24 protein-coding genes are annotated in these 25,578 nt (G+C 65.5%); 10 read left to right on the top strand and 14 right to left on the bottom strand.

Features of this window, described 5'->3' with window-relative positions; all coding sequences use genetic code 11:
- Positions 1-66: 66 nt before the first annotated feature.
- From N511_RS24175 to N511_RS0112245, 6 genes are all read right to left on the bottom strand, one after another.
- Entirely contained in the window at positions 67-918 is an 852-nt protein-coding gene (locus N511_RS24175) for a VOC family protein (RefSeq protein ID WP_037026637.1), read from the bottom strand.
- 46 nt (positions 919-964) lie between these two features.
- Entirely contained in the window at positions 965-1,717 is a 753-nt protein-coding gene (locus N511_RS0112265) for an ABC transporter ATP-binding protein (protein ID WP_027679567.1), read from the bottom strand.
- A gap of 2 nt (positions 1,718-1,719) precedes the next feature.
- Positions 1,720-2,574: an ABC transporter ATP-binding protein gene (locus tag N511_RS0112260; protein ID WP_027679566.1), complete on the bottom strand. Its 855-nt coding sequence runs from the start codon at positions 2,572-2,574 to the stop codon at positions 1,720-1,722.
- On the bottom strand, positions 2,558-3,148 hold the full coding sequence (locus N511_RS24170; RefSeq protein WP_037026634.1) for an OsmC family protein: 591 nt from the start codon (positions 3,146-3,148) through the stop codon (positions 2,558-2,560). The genes N511_RS0112260 and N511_RS24170 overlap by 17 nt, the downstream gene beginning before the upstream one ends.
- Positions 3,149-3,211: 63 nt before the next feature.
- Positions 3,212-5,050, bottom strand: a complete 1,839-nt coding sequence (locus tag N511_RS0112250; protein WP_027679565.1) for an ABC transporter permease — start codon at positions 5,048-5,050, stop codon at positions 3,212-3,214.
- Between the two features lie 19 nt (positions 5,051-5,069).
- Positions 5,070-6,245, bottom strand: coding sequence for an ABC transporter substrate-binding protein (locus tag N511_RS0112245; RefSeq protein WP_027679564.1), 1,176 nt, complete (start codon positions 6,243-6,245; stop codon positions 5,070-5,072).
- Positions 6,246-6,570: 325 nt separating this feature from the next.
- Here N511_RS0112245 and N511_RS0112240 point away from each other — a divergent pair, with 325 nt between their 5' ends.
- The 3 genes from N511_RS0112240 (at position 6,571) to N511_RS0112230 (ending at position 9,507) form a co-directional block, all read left to right on the top strand.
- Entirely contained in the window at positions 6,571-7,545 is a 975-nt protein-coding gene (locus N511_RS0112240) for a fatty acid desaturase (protein ID WP_027679563.1), read from the top strand.
- Positions 7,532-8,359: a phosphate/phosphite/phosphonate ABC transporter substrate-binding protein gene (locus tag N511_RS0112235; protein WP_027679562.1), complete on the top strand. Its 828-nt coding sequence runs from the start codon at positions 7,532-7,534 to the stop codon at positions 8,357-8,359. Before N511_RS0112240 ends, N511_RS0112235 begins: the two co-directional genes overlap by 14 nt.
- Before the next feature lie 779 nt (positions 8,360-9,138).
- The gene (locus tag N511_RS0112230) at positions 9,139-9,507 is read left to right on the top strand and encodes a hypothetical protein (RefSeq protein ID WP_027679561.1); all 369 of its coding nucleotides are present in this window, start codon (positions 9,139-9,141) and stop codon (positions 9,505-9,507) included.
- Positions 9,508-9,813: 306 nt separating this feature from the next.
- Here the strand turns inward: N511_RS0112230 and N511_RS24165 are convergent, their stop codons facing one another.
- Entirely contained in the window at positions 9,814-10,551 is a 738-nt protein-coding gene (locus tag N511_RS24165) for a response regulator transcription factor (protein ID WP_051530915.1), read from the bottom strand.
- A gap of 387 nt (positions 10,552-10,938) precedes the next feature.
- On the opposite strand from N511_RS24165, the gene N511_RS25250 reads away from it, so the two are divergent.
- The 3 genes from N511_RS25250 to N511_RS0112210 all read left to right on the top strand — a co-directional run bounded on the left by N511_RS25250 (position 10,939) and on the right by N511_RS0112210 (position 15,912).
- Positions 10,939-11,400 carry a hypothetical protein gene (locus tag N511_RS25250; RefSeq protein ID WP_155954045.1) on the top strand — a complete coding sequence of 154 codons (462 nt, stop codon included), beginning with the start codon at positions 10,939-10,941 and terminating at the stop codon, positions 11,398-11,400.
- A 38-nt stretch (positions 11,401-11,438) separates the two neighbouring features.
- Positions 11,439-13,058, top strand: coding sequence for a methyl-accepting chemotaxis protein (locus tag N511_RS0112215; protein WP_027679559.1), 1,620 nt, complete (start codon positions 11,439-11,441; stop codon positions 13,056-13,058).
- Between the two features lie 259 nt (positions 13,059-13,317).
- Complete coding sequence (locus N511_RS0112210; protein ID WP_051530914.1) at positions 13,318-15,912, top strand: 2-oxoglutarate dehydrogenase E1 component; 2,595 nt, start codon at positions 13,318-13,320, stop codon at positions 15,910-15,912.
- A gap of 90 nt (positions 15,913-16,002) precedes the next feature.
- On the opposite strand, the gene N511_RS0112205 is transcribed toward N511_RS0112210, so the two are convergent.
- The 6 genes from N511_RS0112205 to N511_RS0112180 all read right to left on the bottom strand — a co-directional run bounded on the left by N511_RS0112205 (position 16,003) and on the right by N511_RS0112180 (position 21,028).
- Entirely contained in the window at positions 16,003-17,307 is a 1,305-nt protein-coding gene (locus N511_RS0112205) for an MFS family transporter (protein ID WP_027679557.1), read from the bottom strand.
- Positions 17,308-17,480: 173 nt separating this feature from the next.
- Positions 17,481-17,783 (bottom strand): addiction module antidote protein, encoded by a 303-nt coding sequence (locus N511_RS0112200; protein ID WP_037026632.1) that lies wholly within the window; start codon positions 17,781-17,783, stop codon positions 17,481-17,483.
- 2 nt (positions 17,784-17,785) lie between these two features.
- Positions 17,786-18,085: a type II toxin-antitoxin system RelE/ParE family toxin gene (locus N511_RS0112195; RefSeq protein WP_027679555.1), complete on the bottom strand. Its 300-nt coding sequence runs from the start codon at positions 18,083-18,085 to the stop codon at positions 17,786-17,788.
- A gap of 79 nt (positions 18,086-18,164) precedes the next feature.
- Positions 18,165-19,379, bottom strand: coding sequence for an MFS transporter (locus N511_RS0112190; protein ID WP_027679554.1), 1,215 nt, complete (start codon positions 19,377-19,379; stop codon positions 18,165-18,167).
- A 99-nt stretch (positions 19,380-19,478) separates the two neighbouring features.
- A complete protein-coding gene (locus N511_RS0112185; protein ID WP_027679553.1) occupies positions 19,479-20,315 on the bottom strand; it encodes a GntR family transcriptional regulator in 837 nt (278 codons plus the stop codon).
- A 170-nt stretch (positions 20,316-20,485) separates the two neighbouring features.
- Positions 20,486-21,028 (bottom strand): winged helix-turn-helix transcriptional regulator, encoded by a 543-nt coding sequence (locus tag N511_RS0112180; protein WP_027679552.1) that lies wholly within the window; start codon positions 21,026-21,028, stop codon positions 20,486-20,488.
- A 134-nt stretch (positions 21,029-21,162) separates the two neighbouring features.
- Here N511_RS0112180 and N511_RS0112175 point away from each other — a divergent pair, with 134 nt between their 5' ends.
- The 4 genes from N511_RS0112175 (at position 21,163) to modA (ending at position 24,227) form a co-directional block, all read left to right on the top strand.
- Complete coding sequence (locus N511_RS0112175; RefSeq protein WP_027679551.1) at positions 21,163-21,741, top strand: GNAT family N-acetyltransferase; 579 nt, start codon at positions 21,163-21,165, stop codon at positions 21,739-21,741.
- A 241-nt stretch (positions 21,742-21,982) separates the two neighbouring features.
- Positions 21,983-22,417: a VOC family protein gene (locus N511_RS0112170; RefSeq protein ID WP_027679550.1), complete on the top strand. Its 435-nt coding sequence runs from the start codon at positions 21,983-21,985 to the stop codon at positions 22,415-22,417.
- A 50-nt stretch (positions 22,418-22,467) separates the two neighbouring features.
- Positions 22,468-23,346, top strand: coding sequence for a LysR family transcriptional regulator (locus tag N511_RS0112165; RefSeq protein WP_027679549.1), 879 nt, complete (start codon positions 22,468-22,470; stop codon positions 23,344-23,346).
- Positions 23,347-23,453: 107 nt separating this feature from the next.
- The gene (gene modA, locus N511_RS0112160) at positions 23,454-24,227 is read left to right on the top strand and encodes a molybdate ABC transporter substrate-binding protein (RefSeq protein ID WP_027679548.1); all 774 of its coding nucleotides are present in this window, start codon (positions 23,454-23,456) and stop codon (positions 24,225-24,227) included.
- A 4-nt stretch (positions 24,228-24,231) separates the two neighbouring features.
- Here modA and N511_RS0112155 read toward each other — a convergent pair whose 3' ends face one another.
- Complete coding sequence (locus tag N511_RS0112155; RefSeq protein ID WP_027679547.1) at positions 24,232-25,530, bottom strand: MFS transporter; 1,299 nt, start codon at positions 25,528-25,530, stop codon at positions 24,232-24,234.
- Positions 25,531-25,578 lie beyond the last annotated feature (48 nt).

Here is a 25,578-nt window from a genome sequence, read left to right as displayed (position 1 = left end):
GCCAGACTCCGTGTCTCTCGTTCGTTGATTGACGAACCCGAACAAAAATCGCTGCCGCCACCGGAATCAGGCGAGCGTCGCCTCCGCCAATGCACCTTCTGCTGAGTGCCGCGCGTCAGCAGTCGGATATACCGAAATCCGTGCGCCGTGCGTCTGCTCCACGGGCAGCGAGGCCGTTGTCGCGACGCTGCTCGACAGCGTCAGCCCCAGGACGCCTTCACCGCGGGTAGCAAGGTGATGCTCCAGATCCAGCGCGGCAGGCAGCCCGCTATCCGGCAGCGGGCTGACCAGCACCACGGCCGCGTCGCCCACCGGCACCGCCGCCGAGGCGATGCCCACGCCGGCCAACGTTACCGTTTGCGGCGCCTGTGCCGATCCGAGCAGCGCGCGATACCGCGCCAGGCTGGTCTCGATATCCCGAACAGCCACCGTGACTGAAGCGATGCCCTGTACGCCGTTGGCATGTTCGCGCACCTGGCCTTCGCGCACGCGCAGGTGGCGCGGGGTCACGTCGCCGCACAGAAAGGGGAGGTCGGGGGTGGCAGGGCGGCCGAGTTCCCAGACGAGCTTGGCGCCGTCTGGGCGCAGACGGCCGCCGGGCAGCGGGCCTTCGTAGTCGAGACCACGCGCACGCGCGGCATCGACCACGGCGCCCACGTTGTGCGGCAGCAGGGCAAAGTCGACATAGCCTTCGCCATGCCGCTCGCCGAGCAACCACCAGCGGCGCTCGGGCGCGGGTTGCAGGAAGGCGATCAGCTCCAGGTAGCTGCCGTCGGCAAAACCGACCAGCGCGTTGTGCGTGACGCCGTCGGCGTGCGTGCCGCCGCGCTGCACGGTGAAGCCAAGCGCCGTGTAGTCGGCAATGACGCGCTCCAGGTCATTCACGCGGATGACGATGTGGTCCAGGGTCAGGCTCATGGTGGTTCCGGTTCGAAGGGATGCGAGTGGTGTCCGGCGTCAGGCGTCAGGCGGCTTCACCGCCGAGGTAGGCGCTGCGGATGCGGGCATCGTGCAACAGTTCGCGCGCCGGCCCCGACAGCACGATACGTCCGTTCTGCAGGACGTAGCCATGGTGGGCGATGCGCAGGGCGAGGCTGGCGTTCTGTTCCACCATGAAGACCGACACGCCGGTGGCGTTGACTTGTGCGATGAGGTCCAGCACATGGTCGACATAGCGCGGCGACAGGCCCATGGTCGGCTCGTCCATGCAGATCAGGCGCGGGCGGCCCATCAACGCGCGAGCCATCGCCACCATCTGCTGCTCGCCGCCCGACAGCGTGCCGGCCAGCGCATGCAGGCGTTCTTTCACGCGCGGGAAGAGTGTGAGCATGCGCTCGTAGTCTTCTGCGATGGCGGTGCGCTCCCGGTGCGGGTTGCGCGTGAAGGCGCCCATCAGCAGGTTCTCGCGCACCGTCATGGCCCCGAACAGCCTGCGGGCTTCGGGCACTGACGCCACGCCCAGGCGAATGATCTGCGGCGTCGAGAGCTTGAGCGTCGACACCCCGTCGATCTGCACGTCGCCGGCGGTCGGCTTGTGCAGGCCGAGGATAAGCTTCATCGAGGTGGACTTGCCGCTGGCGTTGCCGCCCAGCAGGCTGACGATCTGGCTGGGCCGCACCTCCAGGTTCACGTCGAAATGCACCTGGGCCGGGCCGTAGTGCGTGTGGATGCCGGCAAACCGCAGCAGCGGGGGAGGCGTGGCGATGGATGTCGTCATGGTCATGCGGCCAGGGCGGTGGGCCCGGTGGCGGATGTGTCCAACGCTCCCACGCTGCGGTGGCCGAGATAGGCTTCGATGACGGCGGGATCGTTGCGCACGGCATCGGGCCGGCCTTCGGCGATCTTGCGGCCGTTGTCCATGGCGATCACGCGGTCGGAGAGTTGCATCACCAGTTCGAGTTTGTGCTCGATCAACAGGATGGTCTGGCCCTGTGCCTTGAGTGCGGCAATGATCTGCTGCATCTCGGCGGTTTCGCTTTCGTTCATGCCGGCGGTGGGCTCGTCGAGCAGCAGCAGGCGCGGGCGCGCGGCAAGCGCGCGGGCAATCTCCACGCGGCGGCGGTTGGCGTATGACAGCGTGTACGTCGGTTGATGCAGACGCGGCAGCAGGCGCTCGCCAAAGAGCGCGAGGATGTCGAGCGCCTGTTGGTGCAGTGCGGCTTCCTCATCGCGCACGCGTGCTGGCCGCCACAGCGCCAGCGCCAGTTCGGCCAGCGGACCAATCACCGGCCACCGCGGCCGCACTGCGCGCAGCTGCGTGTGCGCGCCGATCAGCACGTTGTCGAGCACGCTCAGGTTGCCGAACACGCGGCCGTGCTGAAACGTGCGTGCCACGCCCGCGGCAGCAAGCTGCTCGGCGCGCCAGCCGGTGGTGCTGGCGCCATCCACGCGCACCGTGCCCGCATCGGGGGTGTCGACGCCGGTGATGAGGTTGAACAGCGTGGTCTTGCCTGCGCCATTCGGGCCGATCAGGCTCACGACTTCGCCGTCGGCTACGTCGAGGTCGATGCCGTCGACCGCTGTCAACCCGCCGAAGCGACGCGTGACGCCGCGCAGTTCAAGCCGGGACGGCATGGTCTGCCTGCGGGTCGGTCGCGCTGCCGGTCGAGCCGTCGGCGCCGCCCGTGCGCGTGTGCTGCAGCGTGGCGCGGATGGTTTGCGGATGCTTGAGCAGGTTCAGGATCGGGCAGGTACGCTCGACCGCTTCGAACAGCGCGTCGAGCTGCTCGCGCGATGCGGGCGAGGCGATGTGCACCGTGTAGCCGATGTCGTGCGGATACACCGGAACGTGCTCGTACCCCAGATGACCGGCGCGGGCGTCGATCTGGCCCGTGACTTCCACTTCCAGCGAATCGATCGGCACTTCATGCTGCGCGGCCTGGATCAGGAAGATATGCGTCACGCACGAGCCCAGCACGCCGAGTTGCTGTTCCGGAGAGCTGGCCCCGAGGTTGTAGCCGGCAAAGTCGGGCGGGCTGTCGCTGATGATCTGGTGCTCGCGAATGCGTACGCGGCGCACGCCGCTGCGGCCTTCAGCGCTGACGCTGGCGGCCAGGCGCACCGGTTCAAAGGCGCCTGACGCAATGCGTGCTTCGCGTGCCAGTACGGCCGCGCGTTTTTCGATCAGGTAATCGTTGAGCGTGCTCATGGGATCCTCGTGTGAGTGGTGCGCAGTGGTGCCGAGTGGTGCCGAGTGGTGCGACAAGGCGGGTCAGACCGTCCCCAGCAGGCCTTGGGGGCGGAAGCGGACCAGCAGCAGAAGCGTGAGGCCGACGATCAGGATGCGGTACTCGGCCGTGACGCGAAACAGTTCAGGCAGGCCGACAAGCGCCACCGCGCCGATCACCGCGCCCGCCACGCTGCCCAGGCCGCCGAGGATCACCATGGTCAGCGCCAGGATGGAGATCGGCGAGCCGAAGGTCTCGTGGTTGATGTAGCTGTAGAGATGCGCGGTCAGCGCGCCGGCAACGCCCGCCAGGAAGCCGCCCACCCCAAAGGCCAGCGCCTTGTAGCGTGCGGGCGAGACCCCGTAGGCGCGCGCTGCGACGTCGTCTTCGCGGATCGCGCGCAGGGTGCGGCCCAGGTGCGTGCCCAGCAGGCGCCGCTGCAGCAGCCCCAGTGCCACCACGGCAGCCAGGCCCACCCAGTAGAACGCCGCGGCGGAGTCGAGCGCGAAGTTGCCGGCGGCCAACGGTGGAATCCCCGCCACGCCGATGGGGCCGCGCGTGACGCTTTCCCAGTTGAGGATGACGAGCGCGATGATCTCGCCGATGCCGAGGGTGGCGATCGACACGTAGTGCCCCCGCAAGCGGAATGCCGGCAGCACCAGCAGCGTGCCGAGCGCGGCGGTCACCACGCCCGCCAGCAGCACGGCAAGCAGCACGGGCACCTGGGCATCGATGGCCAGCAGCGCCGAGGCATAGGCCCCGATGGCCAGCAAGCCCGCATGCCCAAGCGAGATCTGCCCGGCCGTGCCCGCCACCAGCGTGAGCGACAACGCCAGCAGCGCGTAGAGCCATGCGTTGGTCAGTACCTGCACGACATACGACGACACGCCGGTCAGCGGCACCACAGCCAGCACGGCAATTGCCACGGGCCACACCCAACGCGGCACGTTGATCGGGCGGCTCGGTGCGATGAAGGTGCCCGTCAGCGGTTCGGGCGACAGCGCGGGTTTGCGCGCGAATAGTCCATTCGGCCGCCACACCAGCACGCCCACCAGCAGCAGGAAGGCGAACAGGTTGCGATACGGCGTACCGAACAGGGCGACGCCATAGCTCTCGGTCAGGCCGAGCAGCAGGCTGCCCGCAATCGCCCCGGGCACATTGCCCACACCGCCGATCACGACCGCCACCACGCCCTTGAGCGTGGCCTGAAAGCTCATCGCGGGGCTGATGTTGTTGTAGTACATGCCGACCAGCAGCCCGCTCAGCCCACCCAGCGCAGAGGCGATGGCAAACACGGCCTGGTTGACCGCGTGCGTGCTCACGCCCATCTGCCGCGCGGCATCACGGTCCTGCGCGGTGGCGCGCACGGCCCAACCCAGCCGCGTGTAGCGCAGAAATACAAACAGGACCGTCGCACTGGCCAGGCCGAGCGCCGCGATCAGCACGTCCAGCGCACCGATGCTGCCGCCGCCCAACGTGAGGCGCCAGTCGGGCAGGGGGTTCGGCAGCGCACGTGGGTCTGGCCCGGCCAGCAACTGGACGGCCTGATCGATCACGTAGCTCAAACCGATGGTTGCCAGCAGCGGCGCAATGCGCGGTGCATTTGCCAGCGGGCGCAACCCGACACGCTCGATGCCCATGCCGAGCAGCGCCGAGCCGACGATCACCAGCGCGATCGTCACCCACAGCGGCGCATGCAGGTGCGTGATGGCAAACCATCCGATGAACGCACCGACCGTATAGACCGAGCCATGCGCAAAGTTGATCAGGTGCGAGACGCCGAAGATCAGCGCCAGCCCCACCGCCAGCAACGCATAGATATTGCCGACGACGAGCCCGTTGACCGTGTAGTCGAGCCACGCCCCATGCAGCAGCGATTCCATCTTCGATCCATCCGCCCCGTTATTGCGCGGCGACCGTGGTCTTGCGATCGAGCAGCGCCCACTTGCCGTCCTTGACCACCACGTTGACGCTGCGCACGCCCAGCACGCGGCGCGTGGCCGGGTCGAATGTGGCGCGGCCGAACACCACGCTGGGCACGTCGCGCAGCTTGGGCAGGGCATCGCGGATGGCACGGCGGTCCGTGCCGCCCGCCTTCAGCGCTTCGGCGGCCAGGATGACGGCGTCGTACGCAAAGGCATTGAAGGCGTCGGGGTCGCGCTGGTATTTGGCGCGGAACTGCTTGACGAAGGTCTGCACCTCGGGCCGCGGCTCGTCGGGGAAGAACGTGGTGTTAGTGGCCACGCCGTTGACGGCCGTCGCGCCCAGCTCCAGGAACTTGGGTGAATACACCGAGCTGGCCGCCACGATCGGCAACTGGATGCCCGTGGCCCGCAACTGCCCGGCGATGAGCGCGCCGTCTGCGTAGTACGAGATCAGCACGATGCCGTCGGGCTTGGCGTCGCGCACGCGCACGCGCACGAGCGTGGAGCGGAAATCCTTCTCGTCGGGCTGATAGCCCTCGGTGGCCACCACCTGCGCGCCGCGCTGCTTGGCAGCCGTCACGAAAACATCCTTGCTGGTGCGGCCCCAGTCGGTGTTCAGGTAGAGCACGGCCACGCGCTTGAAGCCTTCGGTCTTGACGGCCAGGTCGGCCAGCAGCGGTTGAGCATCGGCCTGGCTGACCGACGGGCTCCAGATGAAATCACCACCCTTGGTGAAGTCCGGGTGCGAGTTGGTGAAGCCCAGTTGTACAAGCCCTGCGCGCTGGTAGATCGGCGAGGCCGCCATCGACGCTGGGCTGGAGAAGTCGCCCAGTTCGATGAGGATGCGGCGGTCGTTCACAAACTTCTGCGCAATGGCGACGGCCTGGCGCGGGTCGCTCTGGCTGTCTTCAAACACATACTGCAGCGGTCGCCCGTGGATGCCGCCGGCAGCGTTGATCTGCTCCAGCGCCAGGTCAAAGCCGGCCTTCCATTGCGCGCCGTACTGCGCGTTCTGGCCGGTCAGCGGGCCGGACACGCCAAAGTACAGGGGCTCGCCCGAGGCCGGTGCCGCCACGGCCGGTCCGGCAGCACCGGCTGCCGCCACCCACATTGCGCGAACCACCCAGCGTCGCCATCCAAGCAGCACAGACATCGTTTGCTCCATCGCTCATTGCACTCGAGAAGCAATCACTATGGGCTGCCGGTGTACGCGTGCCAACGAAGGATTGGGAGCATGCATATTCGCGCACTTGTGATGCAGCGATCGTCTGCTATTGCGGCAGCGACCGGGCTGCAAATCGCATCGACCAGCAGATGCGCACTTTGCGTCACGGCGCTGCATGCGGATCAAAGAAGGCCCTGAACGCCATGTGCGCTAGCGGCCGACTGCCACATATCGTTATCGGCAATCCTTCGTTCCGGTCGTGCGGGACCGGCCCGTATGCTGTGCTTTCGTTCCACAACGCAAGCCTGCACGCATGGCCATTTATCTTGACGACCGACAGCGCACGGAGTTGGCGCAGGCCGCCCGTCACTGGCTGTGGCGCACGGAGCTGCCGACGTGGCTGCTGATCGCCACGGTCTATGCGACCTGGTTTGGTATTGCCACGCATGTGCGGCAACTCGGTTTGCCGCTGGCGTGCGTGCTGCTCACGCTGTGCACCACGTGGTACCTGTCATTGCAGCACGAGCTGCTGCATGGTCACCCGACACGCTTGCCGTGGCTCAATGCCCTGCTTGGCGCCGCGCCGCTCGGCATCTGGCTGCCCTATGGCCTGTACCGGCGCCTGCATCTGCAGCACCACGAAGCTGAACTCACGCACCCCGACACCGATCCGGAGAGCTACTTCCTCTTCGCCGTCGACTGGTATGCGGCCAGTCCGGCCATGCGCAAGCTGTATGCCGCCCGCAATACGCTGGCGGGGCGGATGTTGCTGCAGCCCGCGTTCTCGATCTTCGCCATTGCGGCGGATGCTCTCGCAACGCTGCGCTCGGGCGACTGGCGCGACGCGCCGATGTGGGCGGCCCACCTGCTTGCCGTCGCGGCGCTGCTCGTCTGGCTGCAGACGGCCTGCGGCCTGCCCGCCTGGCTCATGCTGCTGGGCGTGGCCTATCCGGCGCTGTCATTGGCGGCGATCCGCTCTTTCCAAGAGCATCGCGCGGCGGATTCCCACGCCACCCGCAGCGTCATCAACGACGCCGGCTTGATGTGGCGCTTGCTGTTTCTCAACAACAACTACCATCTGGTGCACCACGACCTGCCGTCCGTACCGTGGTTTGCATTGGCGTGGGTCTACCGGCGCCGCGCCGACGACTACCTCGCGCGCAACGGCGGCTTCCATGTCCGCGGTTATCGGGAATGGCTGATCCGCTATGCGCTCCGCGTGGCGGCGCCCGTTGCGCATCCGCTGTTCCATGGTCCTGGGGAATATCGCGAATATGGCGAAGCGTGAGCGCTGGGTGGCAGCCCTCCCGATGTACAACGTCTCTGCGTCGTTGCGGGACGACTGGGCTACGCTGATCGAGCGGACAGCGCAGGCGCTCGGCCGTGGCACGTCGCCCGTGATGCTGGACACCGTGGACCCGGGCGAGAGCCCCGACGCGCTGCACACATTCTGGCGGCGCGACGACGTGTTGCTGTCGCAAACCTGCGGCTACCCGTTGATTCGCGGGTTGGCATCGCGGGTGCAGCTGATCGGCACCCCGCGCTTTGTGGTGCCCGGCTGCCAGCAGGAAGCCTATAGCAGCGCAATCGTGGTGCGCGCCAAAGATGGCCCCGCCACCCTGGCCGCATGCCGGGGCGCGCGCGTGGCCTGCAACAGCCCCGATTCGCACAGCGGCATGAACGCGCTGCGCCACGCCGTTGCGCCGCTGGTGCGCGGTGCGCGGTTCTTCGGGGCCGTCGTGCACACGGGCTCGCACCTGCGGTCGCTGGCGGCGGTGGCCGACGACGAGGCCGACGTTGCCGCCATCGACTGCGTCACGCTGGCCTTTGCCGCAGAGCACAGGCCAGACCTGGTTGCGGGGCTACGGCAGATCGGCTCGACACGGCATGTGGCCGGCCTGCCCTTCATCGCCTCACGCCGCGCGGGCGACACGCTGGTGCAGCGCGTGAGGAACGCAATGCGCCAAGCCTTGCACGATGACGCCGGCCTGCGCGCGAGGCTACGGCTGGAAGACATCGTGCCAACCACGTTGGCGCATTACCGGCCCATCGCCGTGATGGCACGCGAGGCGCGCATGCGTGGGTATGGGGAACTGGGGTGACGTTTCCGGAAGGATGGAGGTCGAGCCATAAACCGCCGATGACGAGCCTCGGTGGTCCGAACGTGGACCTCCAACCGCCAAGCTTGGACCTCTGCAGGCGGAGCGTGGGCCTCAAACACACACCTTCCACCGTCCAAGCTCGAAAATTTCGACCTCTGACTGCCGGCTTCGACCCTTGGACGGTGGAACGTCAGCCTCAACGGGCCAACGTCGAATGTTTGAGGGCCAAGCTCGGGTCTCGGAGGTCCGATGTGTCGAATGTTTTTGGGCCGTGCTCGGGCCTCCGAGGGCCATGCGCCACTGTCTGACGGTGGCATGTCGCTCTCGGACTGTCGAGATCGAATGTTTGAGATCCATACACGCGCCTAAAACGGCGGCGCTCGGCTGTCTGCAGGACAACGGCGAGGAGCAGAAGGGCGGACGTGCTTGGCGGAGGGCCAACGGCCCCTCGCGTTGGGCCTCGTTTCGCACTGCGCGGGGGCCATTGGAGCCCGGAGGTTGGGTTCACAGAATCGGAAGTTGGAAGCAGCCCCCCTCGCTATAATCCACCCCGCTGCCGCACCAACGGCAGTCTGGTTTAGCGACCTGAAACACCAAGGCGGACGATTGCTGCATGCAGTCGCACTGCTGCTTCCGTTCGCGCCTACTTTGGCGGGCCGGATGGTGAGACCTTCGGGTCTACCGGTTTCCTTGGGACCGGGTCGCTAACACCATTGTCAGGCCCGCCACCCTCGTTTAGCGCCGAGATGGTGAGGCTCCTTCAATCCCAAGGAGGCTCCATGCCTATTGCAGACGAGACGCGACCAGCGTCGTATCCATCTCCACCAGCACCACTCCCCAGTCCAGCGCCCACGTCATCCGACGCAGGCACGCTCACCAAAAATCGCACTTATCTGAACGGCGCTATGGCGGCGCAGGCGTATCTCAAGCGCACACGCACAGCCATGCGCAACCACGGCCAATGCCGCCCTGGCATGCTGCGTGAGGAGCTTCAGCACCTCTCCGCACATGCGTTCCCGCCGGCGTTCATCAAAGGCTTTGTGGATGCGATTGACGCGTACGTTTCGATGTCGCTCGGGGGCCGCGACGTCGATCCGCAGACGTGGGATGTGTTAGCCGCCATCGAGCGGCGGGGCTACAGCCAATAACAACGGATTGACGCATTCCCGTGACGGGCGGGAATGCCAGATTTTTCCAGAACGCCCCGATCCATTTGCAGGATGCAATTGAACCGAATGGGGTGCGCGATAGCAGCAATGCGCTGTGAATTCCCTTAGCAGGAAATCCTTAACGCGATAACAATTAACAAGGCAATCGTTTTTAAACAAGCGCTGGATTGAATAAGCCAGCACAAATGCGTCTGTCTTGAATGATGTTATTAAGAAACGCTAAAAAACGATTGCTGTGGGCGCGCTGGGCCCAGAAAGCCGCAATCGTTTGCGCAAAAGGCTCGCTTAAGCGGCCAGGCTGGGCGGCGGCGGTGCGTCTGCCGGCCCGTTGCCGGCGGCTTGCACGGCAAGCTGGTAGCCGCGTGCGTACACCGTCTTGAGTTCCACGCCGGTCTCGGGCCCGAACTGGAGCTTCTTGCGCAGCTTGTAGATGTGCTGCTCGATCGAGCGCTCGACGATGCTGGCGTCTGCGCCCCACACGGCCGATGCGATCTGCTGACGCGACAGGAACGAACCCGGCGAGGAGAACAGCAGCCATGCCGTCGCAAATTCCCGCGCCGTCATGCGAATGGGGATGCTGTTGACCGTCGCCGTGCGGGTCAGCCGGCACAGGCGATACGGCCCCACCACGACGTGCATGCCGGCGTTCTGGCGCACCGGCGCGGCGCGGCGCAGGGCCCGTTGCACGCGGGCTTGCAGCTCTTCGGCAGTGAAGTGGCCCGTCAACACGTCGTCCACGCCCGCATCGAAGGCCGAGGCCATGTCACCGCGATCCGCAAACTGGCCGAACACCAGGGTGGGCCAGCGCATGTCGGCATTGCACTCACGCCACGAAAGCACGAGCTGCCCGGCGGTACGGAAGTGCTGCGCGTCGATCATCAGCAGGTCAAACGTTTCCGTGCGGCGCGCACGCAGCAGCGCCAGGGCGTCGTCAAAGCGGACGCATTCTGCGTCCTGGCTGGACAGGCAGCTTGCAACGTAGGTAAAGCTGGATGGGTTTGAGGTCAATATGGCGAACTTCATGGTGCTTCCCCCTTCAGGCCGCTGCGCTGAAGAATCGTTGCAGACGGCGCTTCAAACTGGGGCCAAGCATAACGTTCACAATTTGCTCACACATCCCTATAAAGAGTGAAATCACGTTTAGATCTGATTGCGTTTTTGTTGACTGTGCAATTGTCAATTGAACATGTCAATCCGCATCTCATGAAACGTATTTGCGCAAAAGCGCATCAAGAAGCCGGCGAATCATCATTCGCCCCGTGTATCTGACAACCTCATGAACCGGTCTTCGGCGGGGCCGCGATCGCGGCGCGTTTGCGTGTGCCTTCCTCTTCTGCGGGGGGCACGTAGCTGCAGGATGTTCGTCTGCTGACTGCTTCCGTGTGACGGCCCGCTTTTCCAGCACGTCCGATGCGCGCCCGCCGAGCATGGAGCCAACGCGCGCGTAACAGCACAGTCGGCAGCTCAATTTCGGTCCGTATACGAGAATTAAAAAAATTTCAGATCCGAAGTTTCTGCGCCGTCACGGTTCACAAAAGCGCGCATTTGGTGCGCGTTCCTTCTCTTCGTTTGGCGCCGATGTGCCGCCAGGCCAATACTGGCGCCACGCAGGTCAAGATCTGCACGGACCTCTCCCGCCGAGTGCACAGGTTTGAAGCGCGCTGCTGCCCCAGCATCGCATTCAAGAATCCTTTTGCCGTGCCGTCATTTCCGGTCAAAGCAGCCTGGGCAATCTTGCAGCGCGACGGCTTTGAAGATCGGTCAACGACAGCCGCACCTGTCTTCAAGATGCTCCTGCTTCAACGCATGCACCTGATGCATCGCCAGATGGCTATGGCTATGGCTGTAGCGATGGCATTGCCCAGGTCATGACGTCTCTCTCTGACGCCGCTGAAACAGGAATGAAGCAAATGAGAATCTCGGATATGAAGATCGGGGTGCGCCTTGGTGCAGCGTTCGCGCTTGTCGTGGCGCTGTTGATCGGGACCGCCGCCGTCGGCATCCAACGGCTCGACGACAACAACACGAAGATGGGCCGGATCGTCAGCGAGCGCTATTCGCTGATCGCACTGAGCAACCAGATCAAGAACAACGGCTACAAGGCCAACGGCATTCTCAGCAATCTGTTGCTGGCCACGTCGGCCGACCAGAAAGCGAAGTACATGAACGACTACGCAGCCATCCGGCAGGCCAACGGGCAGGCGTATGGGCGGCTGGAGAAGATGTTGACGACCGATGCGGGCAAGGCGCTCTTCAAGGAACAGTTCGACGCGCGTTCCGCTTACGGTGCGAGCGTGCGCAAGTTCTTTGAGCTGATCGATGCCAACAAGCCGGAAGACGCTCGCGTGCTGTACCAGGGTGACATGAGCCGCCTGCAAGACCAGTACTACGTGCTGGTCGACAAGATGGTGGACCGCCAGGCCAGCGAGATGGAGCACGACGTCGGCGAAGCCGCCGAGCAAGGTGCCAACGCGAAGATTCAGATGATCGTGCTTGCCGTGCTGGCGACCTTGCTTGCCATTGCCACGGGCGCGTTCATCACCCGCACGATCACCGGCCCGATCAACCGTGCGCTGCACTTGGCCGAAGCCGTGGCGCAGGGCAACCTGACGCATCGTCTGGAGGTTGGCGCGCAAGACGAGATCGGCCGTTTGCTGGCCGCGCTCAAGCGCATGACCGAGAACCTGCACGGGATCGTCGGCCGTGTGCGAGTCGGTACGGACACCATCGCGCGCGCATCGCGCGAGGTGGCCAGCGGCAACATCGATCTCTCCAGCCGGACCGAGCAACAGGCCAGCTCACTGGAAGAAACGGCGGCGGCCATGGAGCAGCTCACCTCTACCGTCAAGCAGAACGCTGACAACGCGCAGGAAGCGAGCCGCCTGGCATCCAATGCATCGCTGGTGGCGACCAAGGGCGGCGATGCCGTGGGCGAGGCGATCGAGACCATGAGCACCATCAATGCGTCGTCACGCAAGATCGTCGACATCATCGGCGTGATCGACAGCATCGCGTTCCAGACCAACATCCTGGCACTGAACGCCGCAGTGGAAGCTGCACGCGCCGGTGAGCAGGGTCGCGGCTTTGCGGTGGTGGCGGGCGAGGTGCGCAACCTGGCGCAGCGCAGTGCCGCTGCGGCCAAGGAGATCAAGGCGCTGATCGAAGATTCGGTCAACCACGTCGGCACCGGCACCGCCAAGGTGGAAGAGGCCGGCCAGATCATCCGCGACGTGGTGGCCGGTATCCAGAACGTGACCAACATCGTTGCCGAGATCAGCGCTTCAAGCCGCGAGCAGAGCGAAGGCATCGAGCAGATCAACGAGGCCATCACGCAGATGGACAAGGTCACGCAGGAAAACGCCTCACTGGTCGAGGAAGGCGCGACCTCGGCACAGGCGCTGCAGGACCAGGCCGATCAGCTGGCCGACATGGTCAGCGCGTTCAAGCTGCATGGCGACATGTCGGGTCATGCGCAGGGCGCACAGAGCGGGACGGCCACGCTGACGCAAGCTGGCTGGGCGCGCGCTTAACCACGTTTGTCATTCGCAGTTGTTGTCGCAGTGATGTTGCAGTCAGCAGTCCAACGGAGGAGGCACGGGTCGCCGCCAAGCGGCTCGTTACAGAAGGAATCGACGTAGCGCTTTGCTTTGGCGTTTCGAACGGTCCCGCCATTTGCCGAACAGGTGTCTGCTGCGCAACCGCTGTGCTGGTTGGAGGATTGCGCGCGCGGGTGCGCCGGCGTGCCGATGGCGGGACCCACCCACGGTGTCTCTTATCTCCTGAACAACCATGTCCTCCCACGCTCCTCAAATGGCCGACCCGGGTCCGGCCGCAGGGTTTGACCTGTCCAACGCGCCGGCCGGCCCTGCTACGGCGCTCCCACTCACCCCTGTCACCCAGTTGATCGACGCCTATCGCGAGCACGGGCATCGGCGCGCGCGGCTGGACCCGCTCGCACGCGTGCCCCTGCCCGACGTGCCGGAGCTTCGCCTGCGGTTTCATGGCCTCGACCCGGCGCAGAAGTGCGATCCCGCCAGCGCGGTTCTGCCCACCGCGACGACGATGCAGGAACTCGAATGGCAGCTCAAGCGCGTGTACTGCGGCGCCATCGGCCTCGATTGCAGCAGCGTGCGCAAGCGCCAACGCCGCGCATGGCTCTACGCGCGCATGGAGGCAGAACTGCTGGCACCGCCGCTCGCACCTGACCAGAAGCGCACGTTGCTGCGCCGGCTGGTGGCGGCGGAGATGTGGGAGCGTCTTGTTGGCGGCACGTTCGCGCATGCCAAGCGGTTCTCCCTGGAGGGCTGCGAGAGCCTGGTGCCGCTGCTCGATGCGCTGGTGGAGGAAGGTGCCGGCCACGGCGTGCGGCAGGTGTTTCTCGGCATGCCGCATCGCGGGCGCCTGAATACGCTCGTCAACGTGATGGGGTTTGGGGCGCGCGGCATGCTCGATCGGCTCGATCCGGATTCGGACATCGCATTCACCCAGCGGGATCTGCCGTATCACCTTGGTGACGTTGCGCGCCGGATGGTTGCGGGCGATGAGGTCTCGCTCGTGCTGGCGCCCAACCCCTCGCATCTGCAGAGCGTGTACGCCGTGGTGTGTGGCATGGCGCGTGCGCATGTGGACGAGCACCCCGGCACACCGTGCCTGCCCGTGATGGTGCATGGCGATGCGGCGTTCGCGGGGCAAGGCGTTGTCATGGAGACACTGAACCTGACCCGCCGCAGCGGCTACACGGCAGGCGGTGTCGTGCACGTGATCGTCAACAACCAGATCGGCTTTACAACACCCAACCTGATGGACGTGCGTGCGCACGACTACTGCACCGACGTGACGCGCATGGTCGACGCGCCGGTGCTGCACGTCAACGCTGACGACCCGGAAGCCGTCATGCGTGCCGCTCGGATTGCCATTGCGTACCGCATGGAGCATGGCGCCGACATCGTCATCGATCTGATCGGCTATCGCCGCCTTGGACATTCGGAGCACGACACGCCCGCCGTGACGCAACCCGCGCTGCACGCGGCCATTGCCGCGCATCCGACCGTCACGGAGCTGTATCACGCGGCCAGCGCGGAACCCGCCCGGCTGGCCGATCTGCGTGACGCGGCCGTGCGCGATTTGCACGCAGGCCCCGGTGCCGCCCCGGGTGAAGCCGACGCTTCGCTGCCGCACGGTGCGGCGCGCCGCCAGTTGCAGCCGTTGTCATTGCACCGCGTGCAGGTATTGACGCAGACGCTGACTACGCCGCCCGACGGCGTGCTGCTGCACGATGTCGTGCGCGGATTGTGCGAGCGCTGGCGCACGGCGGTCTCGAGCGGCGCGCATACGGTCGACTGGTGCCTGGCTGAAAACCTGGCCCATGCCACGCTGCTGGAAGACGGGCAGAGCATCCGGTTGTCCGGCATGGACGTCGGGCGCGGCACGTTCATGCATCGGCACGCGGTGTGGCATTCCCAGGCAACGCTGTCCGACGAAGGCCGACGGTACGTTCCGTTGCAGCACGTGGCGCCGTGCCAGGGCACGTTCGACATCGTCAACTCGCCGTTGTCGGAAGAAGCGGCGTTGGGCTTCGAATACGGCTACAGCGTGCAGACCCGGTCGCGGCTGACGTTGTGGGAGGCCCAGTTCGGCGACTTCGTCAACGGTGCGCAGGTCTTCATCGACCAGTACATCGCTTCGGGCGAATACAAGTGGGGCTGCCAGTCTGCATTGGCGATGTTGCTGCCGCACGGCCACGAAGGTGTCGGGCCGGAGCATTCCAACGGATTCCTGGGGCGTTTTCTCCAGCTTTGCGCGGATGACAACATGCGCGTGGTCATGCCGTCGACGTCGGGCCAATGGTTCCACCTGCTGCGCGAGCAAGCCGCGCTGGCAACGCCCAAGCCGCTGATCGTCATGTCTCCGAAGACGCAGCTCCATGGCAACGGGCGTTCGCATTCGCGCGTGCAGGACCTGATCGACGGGTGCTTCATGCCGGTGCTGGCGGACGCCTCGGTGGTGGACGGGCAAACCGTTACGCGGGTGGTGCTGTGCAGCGGCAAGTTCTTCTACGAACTGCAGGCGCAGCGCGAGCGGGAGGCTCGTACGGATGTGGCGCTTGTCCGCGTGGAGCAGGTCTACCCGTTTCCGCAGGAGGCGCTCGCCGCTGCGTTGGCGGTATTCCCGAACCTGAAGGAAATCGTTTGGGCCCAGGAGGAGGATGCCAACCAGGGCGCATGGCGCTTCGTGCGCGAGGCGCTGGAGGCCTGTGTTCCGCAGGGGAGCCGACTGACCGGTGTATGCCGCAGCGCGACACCATCGGGCGCGCATGCGTCGGTGCGCGCGCATCAGGCGGAGCAGCGTCGCCTGGTGGCTGCTGCGTTGGGCGCGATGGGTTAGCCGGAAGCTGATGCAGGAAGCCCGACCGCGACACCGTTTGAGACATCGGAGGTCGCGGTATGGGCGCGTGGTTGAAACGCCGGGCCGCGATTACGGCTCGTGGCGCAGATACCCTTCCTTGCTCGGATCGGGCATGAAGTACGTCACGATGAAGGACACCGCGCACAGCGCCGTCACGTACCAATAGAACGTCGATTCACTGCCGGCCTGTTTGAACCACAGCGCCACGTACTCCGCCGAGCCACCGAACACCGCATTCGCAATCGCGTACGAGAGGCCCACGCCCATCGCACGCACTTCCGGCGGGAACATCTCGGCTTTGATCAGGCCACTGATCGACGTATAGAAACTGACGATGGCCAGCGCCAGCGTGATGAGGCCGAAGGCAGCAAGCGGCGTCGACACCGTGGCCAGCGCATTCATGAGCGGCACCGTGCCCAGCACCGACAGGGCGCCGAACAGCAGCATTGAATTGCGGCGGCCGATGCGGTCGGACAGCGCGCCAAATACGGGCTGCAGGATCATGTAGACGAACAGCGCGCCCGTCATCACGTTGGAGGCGGTCTTCGTCTCCATGTGCGCCGTGTTGACGAGGTACTTCTGCATGTACGTCGTGAACGTGTAGAAGATCAGCGAGCCGCCGGCTGTAAAGCCGATCACGCGCAGGAACGCGCCCTTGTGCTGCCACGCGCCGCGGATCGTGCCGGCATGCTCGACCTTGCGCGCGGAGGTCGTCTGCGTTTCGTGCAGCGACTTGCGCAGGTACAGGGCGATCAGCGCGGTGAGGGCGCCCACCACAAAGGGAATGCGCCAGCCCCAGGCTTTCAGCTCTGCAGTCGTCAGCAGTTGCTGCAGGATGACGAGCACGAGGACGGCGCAGAGTTGGCCGCCGATCAGCGTCACATACTGGAACGAGGCAAAGAAGCCGCGCCGGCCCTGCAGCGCCACCTCGCTCATGTAGGTTGCGCTGGTGCCGTATTCCCCGCCCACCGACAGGCCCTGGAACAGCCGCGCCACGAGCAGCAGGAACGGGGCCAACGCACCGATCTGCGCATACGTTGGCAGCACCGCGATCAGCAGCGAGCCGCCGCACATCATCAGCACCGAGATCATCATCGCGGTGCGGCGGCCGTGCCTGTCGGCAATGCGGCCGAAGAGCCAGCCACCGATGGGCCGCATCAGGAAGCCTGCCGCAAACACACCGGCTGTGTTCAGCAGTTGCGTTGTGCGGTCACCGCTCGGGAAGAACGCTGGCGCAAAGTACAGCGAGCTGAACGCGTAGACGTAAAAGTCGAACCATTCGACGAGGTTGCCCGACGACGCGCCGACGATGGCAAAGATGCGGCGACGTGTGTCGTGCGGGTCAACCGCATGCGGGGTGGCAGTGCTATCCATGAGGGCGTCTCGGTGTGGTTGTTCTGTGGGCAGCCTAAGCTGATCCTCAGAATTGTAGCGACATGTCGCAGGTTGTCGCGCCCCGGAGTTGCCCCGATGGGTGAGATGGTGTGTTGCGTCAGGCGTGCGGCAGGCGTGTAGAGGTCACGCAGAAACGGGTACGCCCCAGCCTTTTACACCGCGACCGCATGCAAGCGGATACCCAACGCCCGCATGACTTTGAGCACGGTGGCAAAGCTCGGGTTGCCTTCTTCAGACAAGGCCTTGTACAGCCCTTCGCGCGTCATGCCGGTGTCACGGGCGAGTTGCGTCATGCCGCGCGCTCGGGCCACTACGCCCAACGCATGCGTGATGAATGCGGGGTCGTCGGCCGCTTCCTCCAGGCACGCGTCCAGATATGCGGCCATGTCGGCTTCGGTCTTGAGATGCTCAGCGGAGTCCCACGGGCGAGTTTTGACGGGTTTGTCGGTAGGCATGGTCACTCCACGTCGAGATGGCGCGACAACTCAATCGCGCGTCGGATGTCGGCTTCCTGTGTCGACTTGTCACCGCCACATAACAGGATGATCAGCACTGCGCCACGCTGGGCGAAATACACCCGGTAGCCGGGGCCGTGATTGATGCGTAGCTCACTGACACCCGCTCGGACGGGCTTCACATCACCCGGATGACCCAGCTGTAAGCGGTCGATGCGTACCTGGATACGGCGCTGCGCAGTCTTGTCACGCAGCTTCGAAAACCAGGTGTCGAAAGCGTTGGTAGTGCGGATCGTCAGCATGCGGAGATGCCAAGGATCGCACTTCGATCTGTAAACTATAGTTCACAAATGGTCACAGCCGCAATGCCGAGCAGACTTGTTACCGCGCCCCCTGCCGCGCGTTGAACATCACGCGCAACCCGAGCGCCACCAGCGCCGCCGCCGTGCAGAACGCCATCAGGCCGGTCCAGCGGCCGTTCGTCCACGCCAGGCTCGCGCCATACGCGCCCAACGACATGCCGATGAACAGCGCCGTCATGAACACCGCGTTGATGCGGCTGCGCGCTTCCGGTGCCAGTGCATAAATGATCGTCTGGTGCGATACGAGCGCGGCCTGCACGCCTACGTCAAAGACGAGCGTGCCGATCACGATGGCGATGAGCGATTGCGGAAACAGCGCCATCGCGGCAAACGTCACCGCCATGAGCAACGCGCCACCCGCTGCGATGTGGCCGGGCGCAACGCGGCCCGACAATCGCCCGGCAATGCTCGCGCCCAGCGCGCCTGCGGCACCGGCAAAGCCGAGCAGCCCGGCTTGTCCCGTCGATAGCCCGAGCGTACCCGTTAGATGTAATGCCACGGTCGACCAGAAGCCCGAGAACGCAATGCCGATGAACGCCTGCGTGATGGCGGACGCGCGCAACCGCGGGTGCTGCGCGAACAGCGTGCCGAGCGAGCGCAGCAGCACAAGGTACGGCTGCCGCATGGTCGCGGGAGGTGCCACACCAAAGTGCGCGGCGCGCACGGCAATCGCCAGCCCGACGATCGCCACTGCGGATACGCCAAAGGCTGCGCGCCAGCCGAAGTGGTCCGCCACGATGCCGCTGAACACGCGCGAGCTGACGATGCCGATCAACAGCCCCGTCATGACCGTGCCGATGTTGCGATTGCGATTGTGGTCGGTGCTGATGGCGGCGGCGCTGGGCACGAAGTCCTGCGCGATGGTGGCGGAGAGCCCCACCGCAAAGCCGGCCGCCGCCAGCAGTGTCAGATTCGGCGCGAGGCAACTGGCGATGAGCGCCAACGTGAGCAGCACCGCCTTCCAGAGGATGACGATGCGGCGGTCGTAGCGGTCGCCCAGCGGGCCGAAGAAAAAGATGCCGCTGGCGTAGCCCGCCGCCGTCAGCGTGGGCAGCACGCCCAACGCGTGCGGTGCGATGGCGAGGTCGCGGCCGATCAGGCCCAGGAGCGGGTGGTTCAGGTAGATGCACGCCACGCTGATGCCTGCACCGGCGGTCAGCAGGCGGATCAGCCCTTTGGTGTCAGGTGCGGCGGTGGCAGTGGCAGGCGTTTGGGACGCAGGCGAGGTCGACATGGGAACCTCATGTAGGGATTGCTGCATCGCAGCGAAGCGGCGATGCTAACAACTTTCCTCTGCGCCTGCTGAGGGCCAATAACCTTGCTGGGGGTGGTGTCAGGCGCGCTGGCTGGCCGGGGATGCGGCCGAGGTGGGCGCCTCTTCCACGTCTTCGCTGTGACCGCCTTGTACGTCGTGACCGGCGTTGTCGATCCACAGGCGGGCGCGGTCTTCGCCCACGCGCGACAGCTCCATGCGGTATTCGTAGCGGTCGGGCCGGTAGAGACCCTGCAGCAGTTGCACGGGGCGCCCGCTCATCTCACGCACGATGCGCTGGACGGACAGCAGCGGCGCGCCCACCGACACATCCAGATACTGCGCCGTCGCCACATCGGCCAACCGTGCAGACACCACCTGCGATGCACGATCGATCCGCACGCCCGAGCCCTCGATCAGCCGCAGCAGCGACTGGTTCGCCAGGCGGTCGAGCGTGAGCTTGCTCGTCACGTCCAGCGGCAGCCATGTGGTGATGAGTGCCATGGGTGTGTCTTCCAGGTGGCGCACACGCACGAGTTTCTTGATTGGCGTGCCGGGGGCGACTTCCAGGCATTTGGCTTCGTCGGGCGGGGCCAGCACGTCTTCAAATTCGACGACGACGGCGGAGGTGCGCTCGCCCACGTCGATGATGTTCTGCAGCAGCGTCTGGGCGCCGCCGCCCATCGTCACCGGGTCATCGGGCTTGACGACAAACGTGCCCATGCCGCGATGGCGGCGCACCAGGCCTTCCTTGACGAGGTAGTCGAACACGCGCCGCATCGTGACCCGCGACGCGCCGAACTGACGGGCCAGCTCGATCTCGCCCGGCATCGGGCCGTCGCTGAACCGGCCTTCAAGAATCTGTTGGCGCAGGACGACGTAGATCTGGTGGTAGAGCGGTACCACGGCATCAGGCATGGCAGTCGTGGTTCCGGGCGTGAGCAGCGTGGTCGAGGGCGAAGTCGGGAGGGGCGGCCATCAGGCGATGGCACATAGGCGCGGATGCGTCGGAAAGCCGGGTCGTACGCGGCCGTTTGCCCATTCATCCGCGACGATAGGGGGTTTTGCCGGACCTGTAAAGTTGTGTGTTACCCGTTGGCCGGCGGCGTATCCGTGGCCGTGGCGGGGGGCTTTTGGCCCTGGCCATAACGCGGATTGCGCTCGCGCATCGAGTTCTTGGGCGCAACCGGCTCGCCCAGCGCATTGACCAGCGCGACGTGGATCGGCGTGCCGCTTTCCCGGTCGCGCAACAACATGGGGCCTTCGCCATCGGGCGTGAGGTAGCGGTCGCCCCATTGCATGAGCGCGACGATGGCGGGCAGCAGGTCGACGCCCGCCCGTGTCAGCCGGTAGGCATCGCGCACGCGGTCGCCCGGCTCCTGGTACGGCACGCGCCGCAGGATGCCGTACGCCACCAGCGCCTTGAGCCGCGACGACAGGATCGCCGACGAGCACCCCGTGCGGCGCAAAAACTCATCAAACCGCGTCACGCCCGAAAACGCCTCGCGCAGCACGAGCAGCGTCCATTTCTCACCCACGATCGATACGGCCGCCGCAATCGAGCAGGGCTCTTCCATCGATGTCACGACCTCGGATGCAGCTGGGACGGGGAAGGGTTCCGGAATTCTCATGGCAAAAGCATAGTCAATTCTGACTTTACTTGCAAAAGTCAGGGTTTCTGCTAATCTAGCTTCAAATTAGAAAGTCAGACGGCGATCCCGTGCTGACGGCCAATAACAACGATCCATCGCGTGAGGAGATCCCCATGCTTTACACCATCCACCGTTATCCCGCCGAATGGATCGACCGCTGGACCATGCACGACGGCTCCATCGCCACCGTGCGCCCGATTCTGCCGCAAGACGCCCCGCTTGAGGCCGCCCTGGTCGAGGGACTGTCGTCCGAGTCGCGCTATGCGCGCTTCCTGGTGGGCGGCGGCCGGCTGACCGACGAGATGCTCGCCGCCTATACGCAGATCGATTACGTGAACCACATGGCGCTGGTTGTGAGCGTGGCGCGCGCCGACGGCACCGGTGAAGACCTGATCGCCGACGGCCGCTTCGTCGTGGAAGACGGCGTGGCCGAGTTCGCCATCCTGGTGGCGGACGCGTGGCAGGGCAAGGGCGTCGGGCGACGCCTGTTTGCCACGCTGATCCGCGCAGCGCGGGTGTCCGGCGCGCGGGAAGTCTTCGGCGAGGTGTTGTCCATCAACCGCCGCATGATCAGCCTGGCGCGCGACGCGGGTTTCCGCGTGGCCAATGTGCCGGGCGACGCCACGGTCTGCACCGTGCGCCTGCCGCTCGCCCAGGCCGAAATGGCCGTGACGCCGTTCGCCTTCGCCTGATATTCGTCTTCGCGCGCCTGCACGCGATGCAGGTGCGCTTACCGTGTGTCTCTTTCGCCGCCGTTGGGCGGCTTCTTTTTTGCCTGATTGATCAAATCTAATGTTGCTCAGCGCAAAAAAACATCGCTTTTGTGCATGAATGGATGCGCATAGACTCGTTCGCGTAGCCCGGTGCGTAAGCGGCCCCCCCGCTGCGTGCCGGTGCTGCCTGATTCCAACTCTTCCCGGCCTGCGCCCCCACATGAGCAACGTCACGCCTGTGCTTGCCCCATTCCACCTCGCCTTTCCCGTGCACGACATTGCCGCGGCCCGCGCCTTTTACGGCGGCATCCTCGGCTGCCCGGAAGGCCGCAGCTCGCCGGACTGGGTGGATTTCAATTTCTACGGCCACCAGATCGTCGCCCATCTCGCGCCGGATGAAGTCGGCCACCGCAAGACGAGCGCCGTCGACGGCGACAACGTGCCCGTGCGCCACTTCGGCGTGGTGCTCTCCATGGCCGAGTGGGAAGCCGCCGCCGATAAGCTGCGCGCGGCCGGCATCGAGTTCATCATCGAGCCGCATATCCGCTTCAAGGGCGAAGTGGGCGAGCAGGCCACGATGTTCTTCCTCGATCCGTCGGGCAATGCGATGGAGATCAAGGCGTTTGCCAACATGGCATCGCTGTTTGCCAAGTAAGGCCGCGCGGCGCGCGTATCCTTGCGCTTCTTCACTGATCCGCGCGCCTCATGCTTCGAGAACTCAAGACTTTCATCGCCGTCGCCCGGCATGGCACGTTTGCGGGTGCGGGCGAGCGCATCGGCCTCACGCAGTCGGCGGTGAGCGCGCAGATCCAGCGGCTGGAAGAATCGCTCGGCTTTCAACTCTTCGATCGCACGGGCCGCTCGGCCACGCTCAATGCCGCCGGGCGCGATACGTTGGCCTTGGCCGAACACATCGTCACGCTGTATGACCGTCTGGGCGACCAGGCTGGCGGCAATGAGCAGCGCGGCCTGGTGCGCATCGGCGCGATTGCCTCAGTGCAGACGTCGTTCCTGGTGGAGGCGCTGGTGCAGTTTCGCAGCGAATTCCCGCATTGCCGTGCGCGCATCGTGCCGGGGGTCTCGCTGGATCTGCTCGGCCTGGTGGATGCCGGCGAGATCGACCTCGCGGTGTTGATCCGCCCGCCGTTTGCGGTACCGGCCGATCTGGAATGGCGCACGCTGGTGGCCGAGCCCTTCGTGCTGCTGGTGCCTGCCACCGTGCCCGGCGACGACTGGCGCGCGCTGCTCGCCCATCAACCGTTCATCCGCTATGACCGCCGCTCGTTCGGCGGCCGCCGCGTCGACCAGTTCCTGCGCGACCAGCGCATCACCCCGCACGACGTAATCGAACTCGACGAGCTGCAAGGCATGACGCAACTCGTGGCGCGCGGGCAGGGTGTGGCACTGGCCCCACAGACCGCCGCGCAAGCCGCCTGGCCACCCGGCACGCGCGCCGTCAGCCTGGGCGATGCCACGTTCTACCGCGAGATCGGCCTGATCGAGCGCCCGCGCCATAGCCGCCAGCCCATTGCGGGGCGACTTGCCGACTGCATTGACGAAGCCGCACGCGCCGAACGCACCTGAAGTCTCCATGGTGAGCGCGTGATATCCGGCATTCAGATCCCGCGTTGACCAAGCGTTATATCGGCTCGTATATTACGCCCGGTCATTCATCCACTTCCGGGTCTTTCATGCAACGTTTCTCGGTTCGTGCGCACGTGCGCGCCATTGGCCTGGTCGCTGCACTGTCGATGGGTTTTGCAGCGCCAGCACGGGCGGCGGACCTCGTTGTCTCTGCCGCCGCCAGCCTGACCAACGCCTTCAAGACGATCGCCCAGCAGTACGAAGCGCTGCATCCGGACACCAAGGTCGTGCTTAACTTCGGCGCGTCGGATGTGCTGATGCAGCAGATCGTGAAGGGCGCCCCGGCTGACGTGTTTGCCTCCGCCGACCAGGAAGCGATGAACAAGGCCGCAGCGGAGAAAGTCATCAAGACGGAGACGCGCCACGACTTTGTCGCCAACCAGCTGGTGCTGATCGTGCCGGCCGCCGGCACGGTGCCCGTGCATGCGCTGGCCGATCTGACGAGGCCCGACGTGAAGCGCGTGGCGATCGGCAATCCGGCGTCGGTGCCGGTGGGCCGCTATGCCAAGCGTGCGCTGGAAGCGGCAAAGCTGTGGGAGCCGGTGGAGGCCAAGGCGGTGCTGGCGCAGAACGTGCGCCAGGCGCTGGATTATGTGTCGCGCGGCGAGGTCGAGGCCGGCTTGGTGTTCTCCACCGATGCCGCCATCGCCGCCGACAAGGTGAAGGTGGCGAGCCCCGTGCCGCTGAATGTGCCGCTCACCTACCCGATCGCTGTGACATCCGGCACGAAGCAGCCACAGCAGGCGGCCGACTTTGTGGCCTACGTGCTGTCGCCGGCGGGCCAGGCGGTGCTGGGTAAATACGGTTTCCTGAAGCCGTAATCACTCACGCCGTGGCGGGTTGGCCTGCGCGCTCGGCGTCCTTCTTGGGCGTGCGGTGAATGCGCAGCACCAGGAAGGCGCCCGCCACGCACAGCCCACCAGAGATCATCGAGGCAAGCGTGTAGTTGCCTAGCGAGGCGCGCATCATGCCTGCACCCAGCGTGGCGAATGCCGCGCCCAATTGGTGCCCCGCGACGATCCATCCAAACACGATGGGCGCGGCGGCCTTGCCGAACACGTCGTTGGTCAGGCGCACGGTGGGCGGCACGGTGGCAATCCAATCCAGGCCGTAGAAGACGGCGAACACCGGCAGGCCGAAGAACTCGAAGCCGAACGCATACGGCAGGTAGATCAGCGACAGCCCGCGCAGGCCGTAGTACCAGAACAGCAGCACACGGCTGTTGTAGCGGTCGGACAACCAGCCCGACAGCGTGGTACCGACCAGGTCGAAGATCCCCATCGCAGCGAGCAGGCTTGCGCCCTTCACTTCGGAGAACCCGTGGTCTGCGCACATGGCGATGAAGTGCGTGCCGATGTAGCCGTTGGTGCTCGCGCCGCAGATGAAGAAGCTCGCAAACAGCAGCCAGAAATCGCGCTTGCGGGCTGCCTGCACGAGCGTCTGCATGGCTAGCGTGATCGGGTTGGCGCGCGGGCCGTGATCGGCTTCCGGCGCATCGGCGGGTTCGCCATACGTGCGCAGGCCCACGCTCTTGGGCGATTCCGGCAGCAGCAGCCATACGACCGGCAGCAGCAGCGCGAGTACGCTGGCCACGATCAGCACCACCGGGCGCCAGCCGTAATGCTCCACCACTGCCGCCATCATCGGCAGGAACACGAGCTGCCCCGTCGCCGAGCTGGCCGTCAGGATGCCCATGGCCAAGCCGCGATGCGACGTGAACCAGCGGTTGACCACCGTCGCGCCCAGCGTGATGGCCGCCACGCCCGTGCCGCCACCCACCATCACGCCCCACAGCAGCACCATCTGCCACGGCTCATGCATCATCGCCGACAGTGCCGTGCCCGCCACCAACACCGCCAACGCACCGAGCACCGTCGGGCGGATGCCGAAATACTGCATCGATGCGGCCGCGAACGGCCCGGTCAGCCCGTACAGCGCAATACCGATCGAGATGGCCAGCGAGATCGTGCTGCGGCTCCAGCCGAATTCGTGCTCGAGCGGCAGCATCATCACGCTGGGCGTGGCGCGCGTGCCGGCGGCGCACAGCAGGATCAGGAACACCACTGCGAGCGCGAGCCAGCTGTAGTGGAAACGTGGGGCGATAAGGCGGGCAAGTCGCTGCATGAGGTGTCCGATGGTTTCGATTCTTTGTCGATTCGATTCTTGTGGGGG

It is taken from the genome of Ralstonia sp. UNC404CL21Col (assembly GCF_000620465.1).
In the GTDB taxonomy this organism is placed as follows: Bacteria; Pseudomonadota; Gammaproteobacteria; order Burkholderiales; family Burkholderiaceae; genus Ralstonia; species Ralstonia flatus.
This window is presented reverse-complemented; position numbering and strand designations above follow the sequence as displayed.

Bases quoted from the DNA above. Each gene is read 5' to 3' on its own strand.
- N511_RS0112185 (WP_027679553.1), bottom strand. From the start codon at position 20,315: ATGCCTGATGCCGTGGTACCGCTCTACCACCAGATCTACGTCGTCCTG.
- N511_RS24165 (WP_051530915.1), bottom strand. From the start codon at position 10,551: ATGAAGTTCGCCATATTGACCTCAAACCCATCCAGCTTTACCTACGTT.
- N511_RS24175 (WP_037026637.1), bottom strand. From the start codon at position 918: ATGAGCCTGACCCTGGACCACATCGTCATCCGCGTGAATGACCTGGAG.
- N511_RS0112250 (WP_027679565.1), bottom strand. From the start codon at position 5,050: ATGGAATCGCTGCTGCATGGGGCGTGGCTCGACTACACGGTCAACGGG.
- N511_RS0112240 (WP_027679563.1), top strand. From the start codon at position 6,571: ATGGCCATTTATCTTGACGACCGACAGCGCACGGAGTTGGCGCAGGCC.
- N511_RS0112265 (WP_027679567.1), bottom strand. From the start codon at position 1,717: ATGACGACATCCATCGCCACGCCTCCCCCGCTGCTGCGGTTTGCCGGC.
- N511_RS0112230 (WP_027679561.1), top strand. From the start codon at position 9,139: ATGCCTATTGCAGACGAGACGCGACCAGCGTCGTATCCATCTCCACCA.
- N511_RS0112190 (WP_027679554.1), bottom strand. From the start codon at position 19,379: ATGTCGACCTCGCCTGCGTCCCAAACGCCTGCCACTGCCACCGCCGCA.
- N511_RS25250 (WP_155954045.1), top strand. From the start codon at position 10,939: ATGCGCGCCCGCCGAGCATGGAGCCAACGCGCGCGTAACAGCACAGTC.
- modA (WP_027679548.1), top strand. From the start codon at position 23,454: ATGCAACGTTTCTCGGTTCGTGCGCACGTGCGCGCCATTGGCCTGGTC.
- N511_RS0112195 (WP_027679555.1), bottom strand. From the start codon at position 18,085: ATGCTGACGATCCGCACTACCAACGCTTTCGACACCTGGTTTTCGAAG.
- N511_RS0112235 (WP_027679562.1), top strand. From the start codon at position 7,532: ATGGCGAAGCGTGAGCGCTGGGTGGCAGCCCTCCCGATGTACAACGTC.
- N511_RS24170 (WP_037026634.1), bottom strand. From the start codon at position 3,148: ATGAGCACGCTCAACGATTACCTGATCGAAAAACGCGCGGCCGTACTG.
- N511_RS0112155 (WP_027679547.1), bottom strand. From the start codon at position 25,530: ATGCAGCGACTTGCCCGCCTTATCGCCCCACGTTTCCACTACAGCTGG.
- N511_RS0112210 (WP_051530914.1), top strand. From the start codon at position 13,318: ATGTCCTCCCACGCTCCTCAAATGGCCGACCCGGGTCCGGCCGCAGGG.
- N511_RS0112170 (WP_027679550.1), top strand. From the start codon at position 21,983: ATGAGCAACGTCACGCCTGTGCTTGCCCCATTCCACCTCGCCTTTCCC.
- N511_RS0112260 (WP_027679566.1), bottom strand. From the start codon at position 2,574: ATGCCGTCCCGGCTTGAACTGCGCGGCGTCACGCGTCGCTTCGGCGGG.
- N511_RS0112180 (WP_027679552.1), bottom strand. From the start codon at position 21,028: ATGAGAATTCCGGAACCCTTCCCCGTCCCAGCTGCATCCGAGGTCGTG.
- N511_RS0112200 (WP_037026632.1), bottom strand. From the start codon at position 17,783: ATGCCTACCGACAAACCCGTCAAAACTCGCCCGTGGGACTCCGCTGAG.
- N511_RS0112245 (WP_027679564.1), bottom strand. From the start codon at position 6,245: ATGTCTGTGCTGCTTGGATGGCGACGCTGGGTGGTTCGCGCAATGTGG.
- N511_RS0112175 (WP_027679551.1), top strand. From the start codon at position 21,163: ATGCTTTACACCATCCACCGTTATCCCGCCGAATGGATCGACCGCTGG.
- N511_RS0112215 (WP_027679559.1), top strand. From the start codon at position 11,439: ATGAGAATCTCGGATATGAAGATCGGGGTGCGCCTTGGTGCAGCGTTC.
- N511_RS0112205 (WP_027679557.1), bottom strand. From the start codon at position 17,307: ATGGATAGCACTGCCACCCCGCATGCGGTTGACCCGCACGACACACGT.
- N511_RS0112165 (WP_027679549.1), top strand. From the start codon at position 22,468: ATGCTTCGAGAACTCAAGACTTTCATCGCCGTCGCCCGGCATGGCACG.